We start from the raw sequence: 19,791 nt of genomic DNA, 5'->3' as shown, positions 1-19,791 counted from the left end.
TCTTCTTTATATTGCTTGTAATCTTCCCACATCATATGTATGGTTACATTGGGAATGACACCATTAGTAAAGCATTTCTTATGCAGATATAAGAATACTTCGAGATCAGCATTTGTAATGCCGTATAATTTATGCTTTCTTCCAGTTTTTTCTGCAAGTGTAGACATTGCGCGACGTGAAAAAGATGGTTTAGCTTTTTCGACAAAGCCTTCTACATCAGCAGTACGTTCTTCGTATGTCATGTGCTGCAGAATATCTTCCAAATATGTATCTTTATAGCTGTAGTATTTCTCCTCAAATGTTTCCACAAATTTTTGCCAAGATTTTATGGTTACTAGCACAGCATTGGTTGTTTCCCCATTTAAGCTACGTTGATTACGTATCACAAATGATTTCCCCATCTTTTTCACCTCCGTTCTACAAATTCAGAAATATATGCCAAAATACTATAAAATATACCAATTTTGATTATAGCAAATCGAAAAATGATGAAAGCTGCTCCTTTAAGAAGAAAAATAGCAACTTGCAACAGCTTATGAAGCTAGTGTTATCAAGGGATAAGAGAATTTCATGATTTTTTTTTGTGTTAAGGATACCGCAAACGTGTTGCAAGTTGTGTGGTATGTATAAAAGTAAGTGAAAAGGCACCTAAACCCTTGGTATATAAAGGATTAGCGTGAAAATGGCAGCGAAGTTAGGGAAAGGATACCGCAAACGTGTTGCAAGTTAGTGAATGCAATCATTAAAAATAAATCGTAATAATTAGCCTTGATATAAAAGGACTTGTTGGCATTTATAGAATGAAAGTAGGGAAAGGATACCGCAAACAGTGTTGCATCTTGTGAGAAAAATAAGGGCATGCATACCGCAAACGTGTTGCAAGTTGGGTAATATGTATAAAAGTAAATAGAAAAGCACCTAAACCCTTGGTATATAAGGGATTATAGTGAAAATGGTAGGGAAGTTAGGGAAAGGATACCGCAAACATGTTGCATATTATGTATGTAACTTATTAAAAATATGAGATAAATAGCTAAAAAAAGTTTAAAATGACATGATTTTTTTAAAAATTATTTGGTTGAGAAATAAATTATACTGTTGCAAGTTGAAAGAAATAGGGAAAGGATACCGCAAACGTGTTGCAAGTTGATTAGAAATAGGTAAGATAAAGCGCAAACGTGTTGCAAGTTGAAGAATTAAGGAAAGAAAGGCGCAAAAGAAATGCAGGAAGTAGAAATAGGGAAAAGAAAGAGCAGCATGTTGCAAGTTGAGAAAAATAAGGCAAACAAAGCGCAAAAGGAATGTAAGTAAGGGGAAATAAGTAAGAGAAAGAGCAAACTGTTGCAAGTTGAAGAGTTAAGGAAAGAAAGGCGCAAAAGAAATGCAAGTAAGTAGAAATAGGGAAAAGAAAGAGCAGCATGTTGCAAGTTGAAGAGTTAAGGAAAGAAAAGCACAAAAGAAATGCAAGTAAGTAGAAATAGGGAAAAGAAAGAGCAGCATGTTGCAAGTTGAAGAGTTAAGGAAAGAAAGGCGCAAAAGAAATGTAAGTAAGGGAAAATAGGTAAGAGAAAGAGCAAACTGTTGCAAGTTAAAGAGTTAAGGAAAGCAAAGCGCAAAAGAAATGTAAGTAAGGGAAAATAGGTAAGAGAAAGAGCAAACTGTTGCAAGTTAAAGAGTTAAGGAAAGAAAGGCGCAAAAGAAATGCAAGTAAGTAGAAATAGGGAAAAGAAAGAGCAGCATGTTGCAAGTTGAGAAAAATAAGGCAAACAAAGCGCAAAAGGAATGTAAGTAAGGGAAAATAGGTAAGAGAAAGAGCAAACTGTTGCAAGTTAAAGAGTTAAGGAAAGCAAAGCGCAAAAAGTGTGCAAGTTGAAAGAAATAGGTAAGAGAAAGGGCAAACTGTTGCAAGTTGAGGAGTTAAGGAAATAAATGTAAGGAAAGAAAGAAACAAAAATTTGTAAATATCTGTTACAATAAATTAAATATAATAGTAGTTAAGATTTTTATACTAAGAATTATTTTATTGTGATCCATGGTTTAGGGAGGAAAAGAAAGTGGATAACTTATTACAAATGTTTCGAGATGCATTGCTAATCTCTGAGCCAATTTATAAAACTAACGAGCTAGTATGGAATAAGTGGAATGCATACTTTAAAGATGTTGAAAATAATAATAATAAAGTACTCACATCACCCCATGCTTCTCCATCATTTACTGCATTAGTATCTTGGTTAGAGAAAAAGCAAGAGTCCGGAATTACATTATTACAAATTTATGCGAAAATTGACTCTTATAAAGAAGAAATATATAAAGAAATTGAAGTATTTATAGAAAAAGAATTTCAAAATGTAGTACATACAAATTCTTTAATATTAGAAAATGATCAAAATATAGATAAGCCAAATATAGTGAATCACGAGGATTATTACGAGGTAAATAACTCTGCTGTTTATTATAAATTAAGAGATGGGATTGCAAAGAATCAATTTGAAGAAGATGAAATAAGTAAGGTCTTACAATATCCCATTGAAACGAGGTCTTCTAATGGTGTAGCTCAACTTTCTTCACACAAAGATGAAGATTTAAGACTTACCAATATAGAAGAAGCAGCTCGATGGAATACCCTTGTAGATGACGTAATGAGTAATATGGATGATTTAACGGCAGATTGCTTAGATGCAATCACAATACAGTGGATTAATGAAGCAAAATCTCCAGATGATTTTATTGACTTTTCGTATGAACAAGTTTTAGAAATGTGCAACATTCCAAAAACAGTTGTTAAAAATAAAGAATACTATAGAGCGGAAGATAAAATTAAGATAGCAAAGAGAATTGCAGCTTTAGCAAGCATTTTTATCTATTTAAATGATGAGAATGAAGTCGTTGTATTAAATGACCGTGATGATGATGGGGAACGTTTAGAATTAAAGCGTGAAGTTATCAAAAGATTATTTGTATTAGATTCAGTTGTTTTATGGAGACATAGTGTTACTAACGAATACATGGGCATTGAATCTTGTCGTATTAAGCCGGGTAGCTTTTTAACTAATTATTTGTATGGATCAAATAATACAACAGCCCTATTATCTAAAAAAGCACTTGAATACAATAGTTATAGACACAAATATCATAAAAGGTTAATTCGATACTTAACATGGCAATGGAGAATTAGACAAATGTATTCATCATTGAAAAAGCCATATTCTATAGGTGGGGACAAAGGACTGCTAGCAGTAATGGATATCCCAAAAGATTGGAAGCCTAATCGTATTAGAGAACAGTTAGAAAATGTTCTAATGGATTTAGAAAATGAAAAAGTAATCTCTCATTGGGAGTATAGTGATCCACTGGATGAACAACAAATTGGGAAACGTAATTGGTTTAAAAATTATTACACCAACTTAGGAATAACGATTTTACCACCTGAAGAAATGCTACAGTCAATGGATAGGGTAATAGGAAAGAAGAGTATAGAGGAACCACAAGAGCAATTACCGGAAGTAACAGTTGTTAAAGAAATAAAGAAGACTGTAGAATCAGTCGAACAAATAGAGAAAAAGATCCGTGACCAAATACTGAAAGTACACAATGAAAAAAAGGTAAGCATTCGTGAAATAGCAGATGAAATTAGTATTTCTCCGTCTACATTATCTAGGTTTTGTAATTATAAAACAAAACGTTTATCTAAAAAAGCATTAGAAAAGCTAACAAAATGGTGTGAAAGACAAGAAATACTAGAAAAGATGTAACATAGACTAAATATTTCTTTTAATAATAGTCAAATTAAAAATACACATACATTATGTATGTGTATTTTACTTATTACTACTAATAATAGTCTGAATATTCTTTATCTATTGTGGTTTTGACGGGCGAAAATCCTACTGGAAAGTTATTATAGTTATGCTGTTTAATCCACTGCAATTAAATTTCTTGTCTTATCGATATGGTTCAGTAACATTCGATATTCTTCTTCATACATAGTTATACGTTGTAGAAGAGATTGATTCTCTGTTTCTAAATCTTCAATTTGATTTTGTAACTTTGTCAATTCATTCACATTTTTATAATTTTGTAGAAAGAGAATAATATCATCTAATGTAATAGACAAAGAGTTTTTTTCTTTTTCTGATGGGGAGAGGGGAATGTTGTTTCCCATTTTTCGGTCTTGTTTTGCTTGTTGTATTTCTTCTTGGTATTGTTTTCTCACATATGAATTCCAACGAAATCCACAAGCTGCGGGTGTTCTAGCTAGTAGTTTCGCTACTTCTTTGAATGCAGATAATTGTGTTCCACCGTTACGAATATTCTGAAGTACTGTTGATGCGAGAAGTAAATCGTTATCATCAGTCCAGGAATCTTGTCTTGAGATTACCACGTTTTAACCTCCCTTATATGTTCTATATTATATATATGCAATTACTCAAAATGATAGAAGTTCAACTTCTCTTGAAATAATTGGGAGTAAGTTGATAGAAGTATGTATGATTGTAAATGCAAAATTGCATTTAAGGTTGACTATTCCACAAAGGTGTAACTATAATAGTTACAGTTATGCAACTGAATTAATAAAATGGCTGGTATGAATTGGTTGTATTAATGATGTATAAATAAATATTAAAGAATGAATGGAGTTGAAAATATAGTCCTACATATAAAACGTTTATATAAAAAGAAATTAGGTAAAATACATTTTTTTATAAGTATATATTAATAAAAAGAGGTGCACGTTTTGAAAATTTTTAAGGGAATTCTAGTTTCTTCAATTGCATTAACAGCATTTAATGGGGTGGGTGTACTACTTCCAAGTGAAAAATCAGAAGTTGCCTATGCAGCTACCTACAATTATTCAAATAAGCAATTGAATTCTACTGTACATAAGCAAGTTACTAAACAATTAATTTTGAAATTTAAAAATGAAGCGAATTTACCATATCAGGATGGAATAGAAAAATTCATTAAAGAAGAAAAACAAGATCCTGAATTAATTGGAATTTTAGCTAAATATCCAAATGTAACTATAAATCGACTTTTTAATTCTTTAAATCCTAAAGAAATTAAAAATCTTGGTAAAGAAATAAAAGATTCCGATCATATTTCTTCTAATTTGCTAAACTATTATATTGTAGAAACTCAAGATGATATTGATCTACAAGCATTACTTACAAAAATTGAAAAATCATCTCTTGTTGAAACGGCGTATTTACAGGAAGAAGAGGCGCCACCAGAAGAGCGTTTGCCAAATTTATCTGTTAATCCATATGATGAGCCTAGACTTACAAGACAAGGTTACCTTGAACCAGCACCATTAGGAATTAATGCACCTTATGCCTGGAGCATAAAAGGTGGAGATGGAAAAGGAACTACTTTCGTAGATATGGAGTATGGGTGGTTATTTAGTCATGAGGATTTAGTGAATCAAAAGATTGAATTGATATCTGGACAGAATAAAAGCGAGCACCATGATCATGGTACCTCAGTCTTAGGCATTGTTTCGGCAGAGGATAATAACATAGGTGGAATTGGGATCGCACCGAAAGCTAAGGTAAAGGTTGTATCCCAGATTAGGGATAACGGAAATTATAATACAGCTGATGCTATTTTAAGTGCGGTTAACAATATGCAAGCTGGAGATATTCTTTTACTAGAGGCACAAGCAACTTACGATGGATATGGAGATAAGAACTATTTTCCTGTGGAAGTAAAACCAGATATATTTGATGCAATTCGTATGGGAACAAATAAGGGAATTATTATTATTGAAGCAGGTGCAAACGGCGGAAATGATTTGGATCAATTTAGAGACCGTAATGGTAAACAAGTTTTAAATCGTAATAGTCCTGATTTTAAAGATTCAGGGGCAATTATGGTTGGGGCAGCTTCTGCAAGGGTTCCTCATAAGCGTTCATATTTCTCTAATTACGGTAGTAGAGTGGATGTGTACGGATGGGGGAATGCAGTAGATACTACAGATGCTAAACCAAGTGAATTTATAACAAATCTATATACATCTAGTTTTGCTGGAACATCTAGTGCATCGCCTATTATTGCTGGCGCTGCAGCATCAATTCAAGGAATAGCAAAAAATAATCAAGGGAAAGTATATACACCAAGCCAGATTAGGGCTATTTTAAGTGACCCTAGTACTGGAACGAAATCTAACGATCCAATCTCTGATAAAATTGGTGTTTTACCTGACTTAAAGGCCATTTTATCTAAACTTGGTTTTTCACCAAACTTAGGTAATGATTCTTCCATTGTATTTCCTGAGGAACAAGAAATAAATAAAGGAAATAAGGGAAATGAAGGATCTACTATTACATTCCCGCAAGAAGATACCGCTAATAGTGAAGGGGACTCTAGCTTTATGTTCCCAGAATAATAGAAATACCTTCTATTTAGAATGATGCAAAATAGTTTACTCAATATGAACAAAGGATATGAATTCAATAGAGATATGAATTCATATCCTTTTAATTTTATGCTGTTTTTACTACCTTACAAAAACGTAATGTTAGCGTAATAGAAATGAATTTTGACAGCCAATAGATTAGGATATAATTTTTGTGAAAAAATATATGAGGTGAATAATATGAAACGAATAGTGTTTATGTGTATTGTTTTTGTTATGTTTACTGTGTTGTTATCGGGGTGTAATTTAAATCGTCTTGGTACAGATACATATTATGTGCAAATTATCAAGGATGGTGAAAAATTAAAAGAGAAAAATGTAAATGGGGATACGACTTACGAATATAAATTACCTGGATTTGATAAGGATGGTAAAGAGAAAGAAATGGAGTTTACAGCGTTAAAAAACCTTCGTAAAGAAGCGTTTTTACGTATGTATTACTCTGAGAAAAAAGGTGTGAAATCTTGGGAAGAAGTTAAAAAGGACGAACTCCCTACAAAGGCAAAAGAAAAATTAAAGGTGGATTAATATATAATTCTTTGTTAGAGCAATATGTCCTCAAACTATTAGAATGTATATTGTGAAATAGGCTAAAGTTCTTTAGAGTTGTTAAAGTAAGAGGCTGACAGTTATTGTCAGTCTTTTACTTTTGCAGGAAAAAAATATAAAAGGCATTTAACAGGAAAGTGTTGGATTATTAACAATTATTTAAGATCCAAAGCTACAATATATCTACTCCTGAACTATAATAATTTTAGGTAAGAGATAAGCTTCTAATTTTGTGAGGAGTTAAGTACTAAAAAGGCTTAATTTTGTTTAAGTATTTGTAGTCGTTTAAAGGATTTATGATTGGTTATGATATAATAAAGTTCAAGTATACTAAGGGGGATTAATTAGATGATTTTTCAAAGCATGATAACAGCTATTATAGAAAAATTACAAGAGACGGTGAATCCCTATTGGATAATTGTGTTTGGATCAACGGCTGAGAATAGAGAACGAGAAGATAGCGATATTGATATAGCTTATTTAAGTGACACAACTTTAGGGAATTATGAACGTTTTTTATTAGCACAGGAGTTAGCTAACATTGTTCATAGAGATGTTGATTTGGTTGATTTATCCGAAGCTTCTACAGTTTTTCAAGCTCAGATTATACATACAGGAAAGACAATATTTTGTTCTGATGAAGAACGGAAAATCATTTTTGAAATGAAAACTTTAAAAATGTATTCAAAATTGAATGAGGAACGCAAGATAGTATTCGATGATATAAAGAAAAGAGGTTCAATATATGAAGAATGAGGTTATTTTAAATAAAATTTCCACAATAGAGCGTTGTATAAAAAGAATCCAAGATGTGTATGGAAATGACCCTGAAAATTTAGAGGATTATACAAAGCAAGATTCAATAATATTAAATATACAAAGAGCTTGTGAAGCGAGTATTGATTTAGCAATGCATATTGTTGCAGGGAAAAAATTAGGACTACCTCAATCTAGTCGTGAAGCTTTTGATTTATTGGTTACAGCAGGGTTACTTAGCGCAGAGCTAGCAAATAAGTTAAAGGCGATGGTTGGATTTCGTAATATTGCTGTTCATGATTATCAAAGTGTAAATTTAGATATTGTTCGTCAAATTATTGAAAAACATTTAACTGATTTTAAACTATTTACAAAAGAAGTAATGGGGATATTGGAATTTTAGGCAAAAGAACAGAATAATAGGGCTGAGAAAGAAAGTAATTCTACAATTCCCAAACTAACTATTGAAACAATCACTTAATTTCGTAAGAAGAAATGCGGTCATAAGATGAATTTGTTTATGTTGTAGTGAGGCTTTGCATGAGATGTGTGTAGATAATAGTAGGAACAATATCCATATACAATTTTATCAACAAATAAGTAAATATTTTTAAAACTAATTTTTATACATATAATGTATACCCAAAACAAAAAAGTTTCCTTATGGAAACTTTTTTTGTTTTGGGTAAATTTATAACGATTAATTAATATTCAGTTTTTGAAAAAAATGATGAATCATGTCAAATCATCTTCATTTACACGAACATGAACGTAGTATAAAAATGAAGCATATCCAAAATAATTAAAGGGGCTGAAAAAATGATTAAAAAACTTATTATTAGTTCTATTGCTTTAGGTACAACAATAGGAGTGAGCAAACCTACATTTGCTGCTACAATACATTCTCCATCACAGTTTAAAGAAACTCGAAATGTTCATGTGCAATCTCTATATTCCCCATGGCAGTATTTAGGGCAAACTTCAAGGGAACTTCAAATTAAAAGTAAGGATCCAAAAGTACTAGCTTTTGAACTAGCAAAAGAAGCACCATTTTACGAAGAAGAATTAGTAGACATATGTTCTGTAATTTTAGATGCAAATGTAGATGTTGTATATTGGACAAGTAAGGAATGGGTTAGATTTGAAGAAGGAAATTATGAATTTAAACATGAAATTAAAATTTTTAGAGATAAAGAACGTCAGCAATTAATTACTGCACTAGAATCTTAGATCATTTACAAAAAAGAAGCTATCTTTAGTATGCTATTCTCCCCTCATAGTAGATAGGAAAAAGAAAACACATTAACCTATTTATTATGGAGGGGATTTTTCTATGGGGTAAATTAGAATTACTTGCTATACAAAATGAAAGGAAAAGAAAATGAGTTTATACTTAAAAGAAGATATAAAACTGTTAAGAAAGAAATAGACATTTATTATTCAATTGTAAGACGTTGGATGAAATAATTCGAAACTTTAGGTATTAAAGAACTAGAAGAAGAACGTGGGAAAACAAAAGGGTTATGTTTAGGTAGAATGAAACCTAAAGGTTCAGGTACTAAGACTAAACGATTGGAAGAAGAGGATGGGATGTTAGAAAAATGAAGGAAAGTATGTCGCGAAAGTAAAACTTTTAGGATAATGCATATAACAAAGACTTCTTCATCTATGTTAAGTCCGCAAATATATACAATTTTATAACCATCAAACATTTCAAAAGAAATTAAATAACCTGAGTCCATACAAATATAGACTCAGGTGGCTTAGCTATACTTTGAAAATACTGTCTACCTGACAGGGCTCTCTCTCTGTATTCTTCAAATAAACAAACTGAAACAAGACTATTAGAATTATTAGCGAATTATCCTCTCTTTAATTCTTATATCGTGTCTCTTACCTCTAACAAGTACAAACATAACTCATTAATCTATATTATCTTTAAAATATTTATAAATTTGATGCTATAAAAGCAATAGAATTATGTAATAAGTGAATCAAAAAAACAACCCAAAAAGCAGACATGGTAACCTGATATTTTTCATTCTTTTTTTTATATACCCAATAAGCATAGTTATATAAAAGTCCAATTATCGTTGTACCAACTATATAAGTGATTCCATATGGATGATTTAATCCAAATATAATTGAAGCTATTAAAATGATAAGGTAATCGCGATTTTTAATGTAAGGAATCCAACTTAATAGCCAAAATAAAAATACTTGAAAAATTACTGTTTCATATATAGGTGCCGCTAATACCCCTAATAAGGCTTGAAGAATAAGGGGGGCTTCTGTTATTGGGTTTTTTTGTATTTCAGGTAAGAATAGATCTAATGGTATTACGAATAAAAATGATCCTAATAAAATAAGAAAAACAAAAGAAATGGTAGGCAAAGCAAACATAAATCTATTCATTTTTTTTAGCATATATATTTCTCCTATAATCTTTTATTACATCTATACAAAAAGTAATAAATAATTGAGTCTCTTTTTGTTTGACATGCTTTCGTCTACTGTTGATGAAAATCGTTCTTTAATTGGATTCTTGGCTTATATGTAGGTATAGCGATAAAGTAGGGATGTTTTAACACTATATTGTTAACATCAAAATATTAAAGAGCTAAGTGAGATATTAAGGTCATACCAATTTTATGATGAATACAATATCAAGCCCGTTAAGGAAATATGCTGTATAGGGCATACTTGTACTAATTATTTTACTATATGGATATTTAAGTGCAAATAGTTTTGGAGGAGTATGTATTTTTGCATTTTTTAATATAAAAGTTTTTTATTAAAAATTTACTTACTGCGCTAACTCATATGAATTTAAGACAATTGAAGGGGAAAGGCCAAAAGAGTCCAAGTTTAGATTGTACAGGTAAATATTATAATGTTATAGAAAAATAAGGAAAAAAGTTATAAAATAGGAGATTGAATTAAACTTTCAGATTTTATTGTTCTGCAAGATAAAAATAACTAAAGATGAGGCTCTTAAAAATTCTTATCTTTAGTTAAAACTAACAATATTATAAAAAATCCTCGCTGAAGGTACTGCAACAAATCTAATTTGAAAATCTTTAGGAGATAAATATGGAATTTTAAATATTCTTAGTCGTCTATTAAACATTATAGCAATTATTATAGGCAAATCCTTTAATATCATCGATTTAGAAGAAATCAGTACAAATAGAAAAGATGAAGTAGTAGAAGTATTACGTCTTCCTTTTAATATATTTTCAGGAGCAGCTGGACATATAAAAGATGCGATTGCAAATGAAAAAAATTGGAAAGTTTGGTTGAATGATCAGTATGCTATTTTAAAGTTTAAATTAATAACTGAAAGAGGACCTCTTAATATGTTACTACTTTGTTTATGTATTGTTGAAAATAAGAAAGGTGAAATTAATGAAAAAATATTGGCATAAGCTATCGTTGCTTCAAAAAAATGTATTACTAACGGTATTAGTAATTCTAACGCTTGTAGGAAGTATGGGGTTGTTAAGTTTTAATATGTTTCAAAATAGTATGATGTCTATATTTGAGAGGCAGTCTTTTGAAACAGGTGATGCAGTATTAAATCAATTAGATTTAGAAATAGTAAGAGATGTAGCAAAAGACCCCACAGCTCAAAGAGTGAAGAAAGAAAAGTTGACAGAGCAATTAGATAAATCTATAAAAGGTATGAAAAGTGTCGAACAAACATATGTTACAGGAGCCAAGCTAAATGATAAAGCTGAATTACAATTAGTAGCTTTGGATACAAAATTAACAAATACAGTTTCTGTAAAATTAGGTTCTGTAAAAACAGGTGACTATTATGAGCATCCTACTCATTGGATGAAAACATACAATAAAGTAATGAAAACGAAACAGGCACAAATGACAGAAGTGTATGAAGATAAATTAGGGTTCTGGGTAACAATTTTAGAGCCAGTTACAGATGAAAATAAAAATATAATTGCAATTGTAGCAGCGGATTTGGACGCTTCTATTATTCCTATTACAAAGAAACAATTTATAGTGCAAGGTTTACTATTTATAATAATTTCATTAACAATCGCAATTACAATTCAAATATTTATCTCACGAAACTCCCTATCGCCTTTAAAGGATTTACAAGAAGGGTTACGTAAAGTTGGTGAAGGGGATTTAAGTATTAAATTGAATGAAAGGTCTGATGATATAGGGATAACTAATATCTACTTTAATAACACTATTAAAAAGTTTAATAGGATTATAGATAAAGTAAGGCAGACTGCTGAACAGGTTTCGACATCTTCACAGGAATTGTCGATAAGTACAAAAGAAAATAGCATAGCTTTTAAAGAAATTGCAAGTGCTATTACAAGATTAAATTTAGGAGCACATTCTCATGAATATGTAGTGCAAAAATGTTTAGGGATTGTTCAAGAGATGGAAAGTAAGATGAAAGAAGTTAAAGGAGCTGCAAAACAAGTTGGCAATGCTTTCGAAGACATGGAGCAGCATTCTGTAGAGGGAAAAGATTTGATTAAGCAAATTGTGAATCAAATGAAAAGAAACCGAGATAGAGTTCAAGAGGTATCTTCTAGTATTTATGCATTAGAAGTACGATCTAAGGAAATTTATGAAATTCTTACTGTAATTACAACCATTTCAAATCAAACAAATTCATTAGCTTTAAATGCTTCTACTGAATTCTCATGTGCTGGAGAAATGAGGGGAGAATTTTCAGGTGTTGCGGACGAGGTACGTATATTAGCGGAAAGAACCGAGGCATCTGCAAGGGATATAGCTAAATTAATTGGTGAAACGCAGGCTGAAGCAGAGAGAGCTGTAAGATCCATACAGAAGAGTTCAAAGGAAGTAGAATTAGGAATAACACTAGTTCAAAGTAGTGGTGCTTTCTTTGAAAAGATTTCAGAATCTGCACAATCTGTTACAAATCAAATTAAAGCGACTTCGAATAATTCAAGTGACATTCTAAAAGATAATCAAACTATTGTTCAGTTTGTAAATGAATTATCACACATTGCAAATACATATGTGAATAGCAGTAGTAATGTGGAGACAAGTATGAAGGAGCAAGAACTGTATGTACAAGATATTGCAGAGTTAGCAAATTCTTTAAAGTGGCTCTCCCAAGAGTTACAGGAGTTAATAGGGGAATTTAAAAGTAAGTAGGATAGAAGAAGGTAAAGGTATAGGGTATGACCTATACCTTTATTTATTCCCATATAAGGGATGAAAGCTTAGGTATATAAGTACAATAGCTAAACGAATAATTTTTTGTATATTTTGTTGGAAATAGAGCATGATATTACCAAATTCAACGGAGGTGTTAAAAAATGCAAATTCGCGAAAATAATAGTTCAAACGAAATCTTAATAGCAGCTGCAGCAAGTGCAATTGAGCAAATGAAATATGAAATTGCTCAGGAGTTTGGTGTTACACTTGGACCGGATTCAACTGCACGAGCAAATGGTTCAGTAGGTGGAGAGATTACGAAACGTTTAGTTCGTATGGCGCAAGAGCAGCTATCTGGTCAATATAAAATTCACTAAAACTAAAGGTATATCCCATTGAAGGGATATACCTTTTTAATTTGTTTTTAAAGAGGATCGTTACATTTTTTATTATTGGTTAAGTTTAGAAACAGCAAATTTAGCTGTAAAATTCATCTTCTTCATGTACGTAGAATTTACACCTGCTTGAAATTGTACAGAAATATTACCGTCTTTTTGCGCTTTAAATACGCGACCATATGGGGAATTAGCATTGAATGTGCCAATTACTTGATTATCCGCATCAAAGACCGTATAAGAAATTGGGAACCCTGAATTTTGTACAAAGACTGTAAGTTCTTCCCCTTTTTTAAGATTAAATGATTCTTTTTGAGACACTTCATAGGAACTCATAGAGTAGTATTTTGTGACTTCTTGAATTTCTAAATTCGTAGTAGCTGCACTCGCTTTTGATGCCTCAGCCCCTGGTAAGTTCATACCTGAAAATACTGCAATTCCTAGTGCACCTGCTAAAACCAATTTTTTCATAATAGTATTTCCTCCTTTAATATATTGTGAGATTTGAAACGAAAGTGAAAATTCCAATCCCTGAAACCATTATAGTTACAATGAGAATTATTTTCAATGGGGATTGGTATGTAATTTTGCATACACAAAGTAGCGATATAAGGTAATCTATTCAAGTTTTGAAGTCTTCTTAACAGAAGGGAAGGGTAATTAAAAAAATCATGAATGAGATTGAAATTTATATCTTTTGTAGAAAGACTAGAAAGTGGGGACTTCATAATTTGAAAACACCAAGGTGGAGTTTTTCTGAATGGAAATGAACAATCCTCTATTAAAAATATTTTTTAACACCAAATATATTAAATTAATCCTCATATAACACATTATTTTTCAGTAAATGTTAAAAACTTTACGCGTATGTAAATTTTTAACATTATTATTTTTCTCAATTGTATAATTTTATTTTCGAATTATACTTAATTCGAAATACCAAAATTAGGAAAGGGTCTTTGGGAAAGGACATTTATCTTAAATTCTTATTTAGAGGAGTGATTTAAAAAATCAATGAAGGAAATGTATCTCTAGATTAATTAGGAAAAGAATTTGAAGTGTTATTATACTCATCCAAAAATATAATCAGCATTGTTTAAAATACGTGTACATTTAATAAATCCACTTTTGAAATTAGTGAGAAAACTGATATTTCGTATGTAAGTAATAATGAAATTGAACGAAAGGATTGATTTATATGAACAAAAGAAAGAGTGGTAGATTACAAAAAACTATAAAGGTGTTTGCGACATCCGCTATTTTAGCAACTACTTTATTTGCACCTATCATGACAAATAATTTAGCTGTACATGCTGAAACTGCACAAACTGCAACTCAACTTGAACAAAGAGAGTTTGACCTTCCAGGTACAGGAAGTTTTTGGGATGAAGCAAAAAGAGAAAAAAGAGGTGAGCAAAAAAATTATATGCCAACAGGCATTTACGTGAAACCTAATGAACAGGTTACAATTACAGTATCGGGAACGCAAAAGATTAGAGCCATTATTGGGACACATCAATATGATAAAGAATGGGGAAAAGAAATTGATCTTTCTCCTGGCTCTAATACTATCTCTTCACCAAACGGCGGTGTATTAGGGTTAGATAATTTTCAAAGTACAGGAACAGTTAAGGTGCAGGTAACGCAAGGCGGTAGTCCTATTCCTTTCTTTGAATTAGGGAAACACACGAAAGAAGACTGGGTTGCCATGATGAACAAATATCCAGATGCACATGCAGTACAATTGAAATCAGAACGAGCAGTACTAACTGTAACTCGTGATAGTGCTAATAAATATATTGTAAATCAAGATCCTGTACCACTATTAAATAAATATGATGAAATGATTCGAGCGCAAGACAAGATATCGGGGCTATCTGAAACAGAACCTAATCCTTTACATCGTTCAACTCGTCGTATTTGGACCTTTGTAGAAAACCCTAATGCACAAAGCTGGGGCATGTATGCAAGTTGGGATGGCGCCGTCTTTACAACTGCTGGTGAAGCAATCAAAAGTACTTTAAATGTAAATGAGTTTGGATGGGGACAAATGCATGAAGCGGGACATGCAAGACAACAATATTCATGGACGTGGAATGATTTAAGAGGTATGGGTGAAGTAACTGTTAATCTATATTCTTTAGCTGCATTCAAGAAAATATATCCAGATAAACCAACACGTTTAGATACAGAGGGAGATTATAATAGGGCTTTTGCTTATTTAAAACAAACGAATAAAGAATATAAAAATATTGATGACCTGTTTGTAAAACTTGTTATGCTTTGGCAGCTTCATTTGGCATATGGGGATGATTTTTATCCAAATCTTCACAAATTATATCGTGAGATACCAGAGGATCAACTTCCAAAAACAGACGAAGATAAAATTCAAGCTTTTATTTACAATACATCGAAAATAGCAAAACAAAATGTACTTCCATTTTTTGATCAGTGGGGATTGAAGGCAACCCAAGAAACGAGACAAAAAGTAGAAGCTTTAAATAACCCAACATTAATTGCACCTATATGGGAAGCGACGGATACTAAACCTGTTAAACCACTTGCTGTATTATCTAAAAAAATAATGAAGGCAAGTGCAAATAGTGAGGAAGCAACGGGTTCAGCTAGTAATGCGATAGATGGAAAAACAGATACATTTTGGCATAGTAGTTGGACACCAAATCAATATCCATACAATTTAACACTAGAACTTGGCGATACACGTACCATTTCACAAGTAGCATATCTTCCAAGGCAAGATGGGTCAGAAAATGGCCGTATTTTAACTTACAATATTTATACGAGTGTAGATGGCGTTAAGTATGACAAAATATCATCAGGAACATGGGAGAATAATAGTAATAAGAAAAATGCAACATTTGATCCTGTTACTGCAAAATATGTAAAAGTAGAAGTAACAAATGGACAGAATGGATTTGCTTCAGCAGCTGAAGTAGATATTCTAACTGATTTTCCATCTGTTAAACCATACGTATTGCCTAAAAATACAATGAAAGCAAGTGCAAATAGTGAGGAAGCAAGTGGTTCAGCTAGTAAAGCAATTGATGGGAAAACAGATACATTTTGGCATAGCAGTTGGACACCAAATCAATATCCATACAATTTAACATTGGAACTTGACAAAAATCAAACAATTTCAAAAGTGGACTATCTTCCAAGAAAAGATGGATCAGAGAACGGCCGCATTTTAGGGTACAGTATTTATACGAGTGTAGATGGTATTAAATATGAAAAAGCATCATCAGGAACATGGGGAAATAATAGTGATAAGAAAACAGCAACATTTAACCCAGTTACTGCAAAGTATGTAAAAATAGAAGTAACGAATGGACAGAATGGATTTGCTTCAGCAGCTGAAGTAGACATTTGGGGATATTAATCGTTTACACAAATGGTTTGGGATTATAGCATGTCGCTATTAACCTAAAAAAGTGTATCCATAAAACAAAAAACGCTATTCTTTTTGTAGAAATATACAGAAAGGATGGCGTTTTGTATGAATCCATCAATTCGGGATGAGTTTCATTTGTTCACTAAAGAACTACAGACATACCCATCTTCAACAACTTGAATAAGAGATAGATTTGGTAAACCGTAAAAGTTAGTATGGCGCACAAGATTTGACGGTTTTATGTATCTGGACTCGTCGAGAAGGAACAAGTGATTCTGTTACTTGATTATTTAGTCAGCTTTATGCAAATACAGCTACACATATGAGTTCAGAAGAAGTTAATCAATGTTTGAACCGATATTCGAATTTATTTCCACAGTTTGTATTACATATAAATATTGTAATTAAAAAATTCAATTATGAAAAAGTAAAAGATGTTCTTGTCTTTCTACATCTTTTGATCGTATTCCATGTGCATTAAGTGAATATATTATTAATTTTATCTGAGTTCATTTTTTATTATGAACCAGTTTAAGGTTGATAAAGTTTTATTTTATGGGATTATTAAACAAAAATGATAAATTATATGTTATGATAAAGAGGCAATAAAGTACATCATCCTGACTTTATTGTGTATGTTTAGCCTATGTATGTCGTTTGTATTAAAAATAAGAAGTCTCTTAAAAAGAGACTTCTTATTTTTTGTATGGAGGGGGTATTACAGATGATTGATTATTATCAAATATTTTTAATTACTATGGCAGGTATTGCCCTATTTTTTTATATACAACATGCTGGAAAACCAACGAAAAGAAACAAATGGAAGTTTTTAATTATAGTATTTTTATTTTATCTTTTGAATTATTTATTTCTTAAATTTTTATAAATAAATGTAGGAGGGGATACGTATTGAATTCTAAAATATAAGAAAAAGGAAGGGATAATCCTTCCTTTCATCATCCAGTATGCCCATGTGAATATTTAATAACATTTATGGTACTTTGAGAGCCTGTTGAAGAACTTGATCCAAAAGTTACTGTAACGACAATTAAGATACCAAGTAAGCTAACCGCTAATTTTTTCATTTTAATGCTCCTTTTTTAAAGTTTTTTTCACTGGCCTTACTAGCTTCATAAAAGTAATAGCTGGCTTTTTTATGATTATTTTCTTTGTAAAATTGGGTTGCTAACTTTTCAGTATATTCATTTATATACTCATATAGTTCTTCGCGTTCAAAATAAGAAATTCCTTCTAAAACAGTTTTTTCTATATCAGTAGCACAACTATTTAGATTCATTTTTTCTAAAATCTTAAAGTGATGTATATAGCCTTCAATTCCCAATTGAGTAGAAAGCTGCAGGCCTTTTTTTATTAATTCTTGAGCAATTTGATGTTCTCCTAATTTATAATGTTCCCTAGCTTCAATAAAAACAGCTTTATAATCGCTAGGTAGCTTCTGATTAACTTCAGATAAATAACGTAATGCTACCTCGGATAAATTCTGTGTAGCATACATAAACCCTAGATTGTGACGAACAATCAAAATATTGTATTCTAAATTTTCTTTTTGGAATGTATCCATAGCCGAGATAAAGTGTTCCTCAGCTAATTCCCACTCCTTTAAATGAGTACATGCTAATCCATATAGGTTATTACAGAAGGCAACTTTCAATTCATACCCAGGATGTTTTGAAAATATATCTTTCGCCTTCATTACATGATTAATACATAAAATCGATTTATGTGTATGACAATAGAAAATGGCCAACTCATAATGGAATTCAGCATGTTCAATCTCATCAGGAATTGTTTCTAATAGGTATTCAGCTTTATCGTAATGTATTTTTGCAAGGCTATGATTGCCGGTAACATTGGAATGAATGGCTTTAAAGAAGTGATAATAGTATGAAAGGAAATCGTCTGTAGGAGTTTTGTAAGCATCACTTTGTTTAAAGCTATCTTTAGAAATACTTAAGCTATCAATTAAATATTGATGTCTAAAATCTAGTAGTGAGTAGTATAATAATATCGTTTGATTTTCTTCTATATCATGGATTTTGTTTTCAATTTCTTGTTTAAGTAATTGAGCGGCGTCTACATGCCTAGCCCTAATTTCTTGATACCATTCATTTAATAAATGAGTTATTTGCTCGTTCCCCTGTATATGAACATTCATTGTTCAATTTCATCCTCTCCAAAGATATTATTCAGCAATTAGTATCATATCAGAAATTCCCTCTATCAAAATCTATTTAATAACATTTATCAATACAAGACGGAATATTCTATCATTTTAGATTTGTTGAGATTCAAGTAGGATGTATTATTGTAATTTGTATAACAATAACCTCTTTTTTCAATTTAAATAGTTGATCAAAATACATTTTCTCAACAGGAGGAAAGGGAATCATACCTAAGTAATTATGTATAGGGATAATTGGAGAATAGAAATAAATAATAACGGGGAATTTGAAATGTTAGAGTTAAAAGAAAAGCAAGAGAGAAAAGAGATTTGGGAAAAAGATAAGATGTTTAATATCTTGTATTATGTGAATACAGATGAGTTAAATATGATTTCTGATTTTAAAGAATTAAAAGAGAGTTGTATTCGTATAGCAACAAACTTATATGGTGAAAATTCATTTGAAGTACAAGCTGTCCAACAAGCTTTTAAAGCAAGTTATATTTAATCTTTTAATAGGGTATAGCTTATTGTTTGCTATTAATAAATGGATAATAATATTTTGACATTAGAAAAGGAAACGCTTATAGAGTGTTTCCTTTTCTAATGTAATTGACTTTATTTTTTAGATCTCACATAACCAGCTGCTTGAGCATCAGTTTCTGAACAGAACCAAACAATATTGTCTTTTGTAGAATCATAATATTGTCCACCAGGAACATGGTATTTTTTCGAATTGGCATTTCCTTTAATTTGTCCTTTACAAGTGGTATTGGCTTCTTTGTCATCACTAGGATCATTTTGGAAAGGTTTCCGATTAGAACCGTTATGATTACCACTAGATGAGGAAACAACAGCATTACTTTTTTGTGAAGCTTCTTCCTGGGCCTTACGGTTAGCTTCTTCCTGAGCT

16 protein-coding genes and 2 pseudogenes are annotated in these 19,791 nt (G+C 31.3%); 11 read left to right on the top strand and 7 right to left on the bottom strand.

Going from position 1 to position 19,791, the window contains the following annotated elements; all coding sequences use genetic code 11:
• Positions 1-401 (bottom strand): annotated as a pseudogene (locus tag RT27_RS31355) (hypothetical protein); the annotation flags it as partial.
• Positions 402-2,054: 1,653 nt separating this feature from the next.
• Here RT27_RS31355 and RT27_RS31350 point away from each other — a divergent pair.
• Positions 2,055-3,752 carry a hypothetical protein gene (locus tag RT27_RS31350; protein WP_000369377.1) on the top strand — a complete coding sequence of 566 codons (1,698 nt, stop codon included), beginning with the start codon at positions 2,055-2,057 and terminating at the stop codon, positions 3,750-3,752.
• A 161-nt stretch (positions 3,753-3,913) separates the two neighbouring features.
• Here RT27_RS31350 and RT27_RS31345 read toward each other — a convergent pair whose 3' ends face one another.
• A complete protein-coding gene (locus tag RT27_RS31345) occupies positions 3,914-4,381 on the bottom strand; it encodes an RsfA family transcriptional regulator (protein WP_043939142.1) in 468 nt (155 codons plus the stop codon).
• Between the two features lie 354 nt (positions 4,382-4,735).
• Between RT27_RS31345 and RT27_RS31340 the strand changes: the two genes are divergently transcribed.
• From RT27_RS31340 to RT27_RS31320, 5 genes are all read left to right on the top strand, one after another.
• On the top strand, positions 4,736-6,385 hold the full coding sequence (locus tag RT27_RS31340; protein WP_043939140.1) for a S8 family peptidase: 1,650 nt from the start codon (positions 4,736-4,738) through the stop codon (positions 6,383-6,385).
• A gap of 210 nt (positions 6,386-6,595) precedes the next feature.
• A complete protein-coding gene (locus RT27_RS31335) occupies positions 6,596-6,943 on the top strand; it encodes a YxeA family protein (RefSeq protein ID WP_043939138.1) in 348 nt (115 codons plus the stop codon).
• Positions 6,944-7,312: 369 nt separating this feature from the next.
• The gene (locus tag RT27_RS31330; protein ID WP_000577221.1) at positions 7,313-7,720 is read left to right on the top strand and encodes a nucleotidyltransferase domain-containing protein; all 408 of its coding nucleotides are present in this window, start codon (positions 7,313-7,315) and stop codon (positions 7,718-7,720) included.
• Positions 7,710-8,123 carry a DUF86 domain-containing protein gene (locus tag RT27_RS31325; RefSeq protein ID WP_000787545.1) on the top strand — a complete coding sequence of 138 codons (414 nt, stop codon included), beginning with the start codon at positions 7,710-7,712 and terminating at the stop codon, positions 8,121-8,123. Before RT27_RS31330 ends, RT27_RS31325 begins: the two co-directional genes overlap by 11 nt.
• A 416-nt stretch (positions 8,124-8,539) precedes the next feature.
• Positions 8,540-8,950, top strand: coding sequence for a hypothetical protein (locus RT27_RS31320; protein ID WP_043939134.1), 411 nt, complete (start codon positions 8,540-8,542; stop codon positions 8,948-8,950).
• A 717-nt stretch (positions 8,951-9,667) separates the two neighbouring features.
• Here RT27_RS31320 and RT27_RS31315 read toward each other — a convergent pair.
• Positions 9,668-10,147 (bottom strand): CPBP family intramembrane glutamic endopeptidase, encoded by a 480-nt coding sequence (locus RT27_RS31315; protein ID WP_043939132.1) that lies wholly within the window; start codon positions 10,145-10,147, stop codon positions 9,668-9,670.
• Between the two features lie 981 nt (positions 10,148-11,128).
• Here RT27_RS31315 and RT27_RS31310 point away from each other — a divergent pair.
• Complete coding sequence (locus RT27_RS31310) at positions 11,129-12,886, top strand: methyl-accepting chemotaxis protein (RefSeq protein WP_043939130.1); 1,758 nt, start codon at positions 11,129-11,131, stop codon at positions 12,884-12,886.
• Positions 12,887-13,050: 164 nt separating this feature from the next.
• Positions 13,051-13,266: an alpha/beta-type small acid-soluble spore protein gene (locus RT27_RS31305; RefSeq protein WP_016083127.1), complete on the top strand. Its 216-nt coding sequence runs from the start codon at positions 13,051-13,053 to the stop codon at positions 13,264-13,266.
• A gap of 72 nt (positions 13,267-13,338) precedes the next feature.
• Here the strand turns inward: RT27_RS31305 and RT27_RS31300 are convergent, their stop codons facing one another.
• Entirely contained in the window at positions 13,339-13,755 is a 417-nt protein-coding gene (locus RT27_RS31300; protein ID WP_043939126.1) for a hypothetical protein, read from the bottom strand.
• Positions 13,756-14,482: 727 nt separating this feature from the next.
• Here RT27_RS31300 and RT27_RS31295 point away from each other — a divergent pair.
• Positions 14,483-16,684: a M60 family metallopeptidase gene (locus tag RT27_RS31295; RefSeq protein WP_043939124.1), complete on the top strand. Its 2,202-nt coding sequence runs from the start codon at positions 14,483-14,485 to the stop codon at positions 16,682-16,684.
• 736 nt (positions 16,685-17,420) lie between these two features.
• On the top strand, positions 17,421-17,582 hold the full coding sequence (locus RT27_RS35580) for a hypothetical protein (RefSeq protein ID WP_176545337.1): 162 nt from the start codon (positions 17,421-17,423) through the stop codon (positions 17,580-17,582).
• Positions 17,583-17,652: 70 nt separating this feature from the next.
• On the opposite strand, the gene RT27_RS36185 is transcribed toward RT27_RS35580, so the two are convergent.
• Together RT27_RS36185 and RT27_RS31290 are read right to left on the bottom strand one after the other, a co-directional pair.
• Positions 17,653-17,781, bottom strand: coding sequence for a hypothetical protein (locus RT27_RS36185; RefSeq protein ID WP_255287578.1), 129 nt, complete (start codon positions 17,779-17,781; stop codon positions 17,653-17,655).
• Positions 17,778-18,872: a Rap family tetratricopeptide repeat protein gene (locus RT27_RS31290; protein WP_043939122.1), complete on the bottom strand. Its 1,095-nt coding sequence runs from the start codon at positions 18,870-18,872 to the stop codon at positions 17,778-17,780. Before RT27_RS31290 ends, RT27_RS36185 begins: the two co-directional genes overlap by 4 nt.
• A 247-nt stretch (positions 18,873-19,119) precedes the next feature.
• Here RT27_RS31290 and RT27_RS31285 point away from each other — a divergent pair, with 247 nt between their 5' ends.
• Positions 19,120-19,386 carry a M4 family metallopeptidase gene (locus RT27_RS31285; RefSeq protein WP_269429658.1) on the top strand — a complete coding sequence of 89 codons (267 nt, stop codon included), beginning with the start codon at positions 19,120-19,122 and terminating at the stop codon, positions 19,384-19,386.
• Between the two features lie 110 nt (positions 19,387-19,496).
• Here the strand turns inward: RT27_RS31285 and RT27_RS35575 are convergent.
• A pseudogene (locus tag RT27_RS35575) lies at positions 19,497-19,791 on the bottom strand (protein TolA); the annotation flags it as partial.

It is taken from the genome of Bacillus sp. L_1B0_5 (assembly GCF_000836715.1).
GTDB lineage: Bacteria > Bacillota > Bacilli > Bacillales > Bacillaceae_G > Bacillus_A > Bacillus_A thuringiensis_S.
This window is presented reverse-complemented; position numbering and strand designations above follow the sequence as displayed.

Bases quoted from the DNA above. Each gene is read 5' to 3' on its own strand.
- RT27_RS31305 (WP_016083127.1), top strand. From the start codon at position 13,051: ATGCAAATTCGCGAAAATAATAGTTCAAACGAAATCTTAATAGCAGCT.
- RT27_RS35580 (WP_176545337.1), top strand. From the start codon at position 17,421: ATGATTGATTATTATCAAATATTTTTAATTACTATGGCAGGTATTGCC.
- RT27_RS31295 (WP_043939124.1), top strand. From the start codon at position 14,483: ATGAACAAAAGAAAGAGTGGTAGATTACAAAAAACTATAAAGGTGTTT.
- RT27_RS31325 (WP_000787545.1), top strand. From the start codon at position 7,710: ATGAAGAATGAGGTTATTTTAAATAAAATTTCCACAATAGAGCGTTGT.
- RT27_RS31335 (WP_043939138.1), top strand. From the start codon at position 6,596: ATGAAACGAATAGTGTTTATGTGTATTGTTTTTGTTATGTTTACTGTG.
- RT27_RS31310 (WP_043939130.1), top strand. From the start codon at position 11,129: ATGAAAAAATATTGGCATAAGCTATCGTTGCTTCAAAAAAATGTATTA.
- RT27_RS31330 (WP_000577221.1), top strand. From the start codon at position 7,313: ATGATTTTTCAAAGCATGATAACAGCTATTATAGAAAAATTACAAGAG.
- RT27_RS31320 (WP_043939134.1), top strand. From the start codon at position 8,540: ATGATTAAAAAACTTATTATTAGTTCTATTGCTTTAGGTACAACAATA.
- RT27_RS36185 (WP_255287578.1), bottom strand. From the start codon at position 17,781: ATGAAAAAATTAGCGGTTAGCTTACTTGGTATCTTAATTGTCGTTACA.
- RT27_RS31300 (WP_043939126.1), bottom strand. From the start codon at position 13,755: ATGAAAAAATTGGTTTTAGCAGGTGCACTAGGAATTGCAGTATTTTCA.
- RT27_RS31315 (WP_043939132.1), bottom strand. From the start codon at position 10,147: ATGCTAAAAAAAATGAATAGATTTATGTTTGCTTTGCCTACCATTTCT.
- RT27_RS31285 (WP_269429658.1), top strand. From the start codon at position 19,120: ATGTATAGGGATAATTGGAGAATAGAAATAAATAATAACGGGGAATTT.
- RT27_RS31290 (WP_043939122.1), bottom strand. From the start codon at position 18,872: ATGAATGTTCATATACAGGGGAACGAGCAAATAACTCATTTATTAAAT.